At 65.5% G+C, this 3,212-nt stretch carries 3 protein-coding genes; all 3 read right to left on the reverse strand.

The window, feature by feature from the left end; genetic code table 11:
- Positions 1 to 403 precede the first annotated feature (403 nt).
- The 3 genes from ABGB18_RS49200 to soxR all read right to left on the reverse strand — a co-directional run bounded on the left by ABGB18_RS49200 (position 404) and on the right by soxR (position 3,098).
- Positions 404 to 1,000 carry a hypothetical protein gene (locus ABGB18_RS49200; RefSeq protein ID WP_347702637.1) on the reverse strand — a complete coding sequence of 199 codons (597 nt, stop codon included), beginning with the start codon at positions 998 to 1,000 and terminating at the stop codon, positions 404 to 406.
- Between the two features lie 181 nt (positions 1,001 to 1,181).
- Positions 1,182 to 2,243, reverse strand: coding sequence for a helix-turn-helix domain-containing protein (locus ABGB18_RS49205; RefSeq protein ID WP_347702638.1), 1,062 nt, complete (start codon positions 2,241 to 2,243; stop codon positions 1,182 to 1,184).
- Positions 2,244 to 2,750: 507 nt separating this feature from the next.
- Positions 2,751 to 3,098, reverse strand: a complete 348-nt coding sequence (gene soxR / locus ABGB18_RS49210; protein WP_347702639.1) for a redox-sensitive transcriptional activator SoxR — start codon at positions 3,096 to 3,098, stop codon at positions 2,751 to 2,753.
- Positions 3,099 to 3,212 lie beyond the last annotated feature (114 nt).

Here is a 3,212-nt window from a genome sequence, read left to right on the forward strand (position 1 = left end):
TGGCGCACCCTTCAGCATTTGACGCTCAGCCCCTCACGAATTGGCGATGTGGCCCGAGCAGCGCTGGTTCTCACCCACTTCGAGCACGGACGGATCATGTGAAAGTCGCAGAGAAAACCTCACTATCGATCCGGCGTAGAGGGCGGTCGGATCCTCGGCGCGCCAACCGGCAGCGGCCGTCGCGGTGACTGCCTCGCAGGCCATCTGGCTGGCCGGGTCCGTCGTGATCGCCACCGCTTCGCGGGGTGTCCCCTCCCGCCCGCCCAGCCACGTGATGAGCTCCGAGTGGGGCAGGTCTGGCCGGGCCGGTGCTGCGCCGGCTCGTGGCCGGCGCGGCTCCGCGTCCGCTAAGCCCTGGGATCATCCCGCCTATCGAAGGTCAGAGACGGGCCATAAGACCCCGTTACCACCAGCCGGTTTTCCCGACGAACCAGCCGCCACCCGGCTTCTGCATCGTCGCGATTGCCCGGAACCTGACCTTGGATGAGGAGCTTTCCGGGTAGCCGCCTGACCAACCCGCCTGTCCATCACCCTCGACCAATCCTCTCTCACACTTCACCGAGCTGGTCTTCCCACCGTCGAAGGACACCAGCAACGCGGGAGTGTCACGGCGCTTGGTGTCACCGCTCAGGCGGGCCCAGCCGTACCACCTGCCGTTGACCTTGCCCCTTCGAACCTCGAGCTTGAGGGTCTTGTACGTAGCTCCGAACAGCTTGGAAACCGCCGTGGACGAGTGGGTGGCATTGTCGACGTTGACGCAGGACGCGGCACTCGCCGGCGCGGGCGATGCGCCGCATATGACGGTGACCAAGGAGGCGACGAGCATTCCGGATCCGATTCCTTTGAACATTCGAGCCCCACTTTCATGTGTGCTGCCGAGTAATGAGCTGACGACACGCGGAACAAACAGGCCCGAATGCCAACGGCCTTCGCCCTGCCCCTGAGCCGGATGTGCCCGCCGTTGATCTCGAAGCTTCGGCCGGCAGACCAGATCGCCCATTTTCACAGCTCCGGCATACGCCCGGAGCCACCTCGTTCGTGCCGCCATCCGGCGCGCAGTCGAGGCCGGACTGAGGGACGTCAACTCGGAACGACCGAATGTCGTTGCGGCTTATGTTGATTTATTCTCAGCGTCGGCTCGTGCCCAGCGCGAGGGGTGAATTCGCCAAGCACCGGCGGTTTCAGGACATCGGGCGATCGACGCCGGGGTGCGCGAACGTTTCGCGGTACGTGGCCGGGGCGACGCCGACAAGCCGCCGGAAATGCGGACGCAGTTGGGCGGCAGAGGAGAAGCCGCACAGCCGGGCGATCTCGTCAACCGCTAGATCGCTGGACTCCAGCAACTGCTGAGCGCGGATGACGCGCTGATGGGTCAGCCACGTCGCCGGTGCGTTGCCGGTGATCTCGCGGAACCTCCGGTCATAGTTGCGCCTGCTCATGTGCGCCCGTTCTGCCAGAACGCTCACCGGAATCGCCGTGTCCAACCGGGTGAGCGCCCATGTCATCGACTCGGCAACCGGATCCTTGGTGTCGAGTTCGGGGATCGGCGACTGGATGTACTGGGCCTGCCCGCCAGGCCGGTGCGGCGGCAGCACCATGGCCCTCGCCAGCCGATTGGCGTCCGCCGCGCCCGCCATCGCGCGGATCAGGTGCAGGCTGAGATCCATTCCGGCGGCACCGCCACCGGCGGTCAGGACATCTCCGTCATCGATGTAGAGGACTCTCGCGTCGACCTTCACCTTCGGATACATCTCGGTCAGCCGATCGGCCACGGCCCAGTGCGTCGTCGCGGGGCGCTCGTCCAATAGCCCGGCGGCGGCCAGCACGAACGTACCGCTGCACAACCCGGCGACCCGCGCGCCCCGCCCATTTGCGGCACGCAGGGCTTCCAACACTGGTTCCGGCGGGCTCTCGGCCGCTTCCTGGCGTAAGTTGGGCACGATGATCAGATCGGCAGCCCGGATCACCTCAAGATCATAGGGAACCTCGCACGACAACCCGCCCCCGACGATTGCGGCGCCCGGTTCGCCCCCGACGATTTGCAGATCCAGATCGGGCAGGAGGCCGTAGTGCGCGGCGATGTCGAACGCACCGAACGCGAAGGACATGCTGCCAAGCAACGCGCCGTCGAAAACAATCACGACCACTCGCTGAGGCGCCTGCGGCGCCGCATGGACCCGATGATCGGCGACGAAGGCATCCGCCAGGGCCTCCGTGCTCGCACGTGGCATTTCCGACTTCATTGCAGTCTAGGGTACGACTTGCGGGCGCCGTCGCGTTTCTTTGGCGCGGCCATTCCAGGTGCCTACTTGATCCACAGGGCGTCGGGGCGGGCCAGAAGCGGCGGCGACGCAGCGGGTGCCCCCGCCCTATCACCTGCCAAAACATGTTCGGATCGAATTATCACTTTGAATGCCATTCGGCCTCATCAGTTAGAGGCGGCCTAAATGACAGTGTCCAGGTCAGGCGCAGGCTCCGCTGTCCTCTTCAGCGGCGCCAGACAACTGCGCTGACACCGGGTGTGCTTCTGATCGCAGACACTCGTCGAAGCGCCGCGTGGCCATCTCAAGCGCGAACTGGCAGCGAACTGAAGCGCTCGGCCACCGCATGCCTGCGGCGAGTACGCTCATGCAGTTGTTCTTCGGCTCCGTACTGCCGACTTCGATGACGCAGCCGCCGATACTTCGATGTCCATCGAGCTGACAGTGCCCGGATCGGCCGGTCAGTGACGCCAGAAAGTCAACCACCACTCAGGGTTCCAGCAGGCGGTGTGGGCCCGGACCGTGTTCCGCGAGCCTGTCCGCAGGGTTGACCAGCGCGCACTGCTCGAAGGACAGGCACCCGCAGCCGATGCAGTCGGTGAACAGGTCGCGCATCCGCTCCATCTTCTCGATGCGGGCGTTGATCTCCCTGCTCCAGCACACCGACGCGTTCATCCAGAACTGCCGGGTGGCGGGCTCCCCCTCCGGCAGGAAGCCCAGCACCCCTCCGATCACCGACAGCGGCATGCCAACGCTCTGCGACGCGCGGATGAACGCCACCCGGCGCAGAGTGCTGCGGTGGTAGCGGCGCTGGTTGCCGTCGGCGAGGTGTGTCAGAGAAAATGCACCAGATCGGGCCGGAAATACCCATCAGCCGCAGGAGTGGTTAAAGGGGATCCTGGCGTAGTTCTCGCCGGGTCGCAACCCGGGCCTCGTGTGCGGCGTCCAGTC

Origin of the sequence: Nonomuraea sp. B12E4 (assembly GCF_039871825.1) — a bacterium.
In the GTDB taxonomy this organism is placed as follows: domain Bacteria; phylum Actinomycetota; class Actinomycetes; order Streptosporangiales; family Streptosporangiaceae; genus Nonomuraea.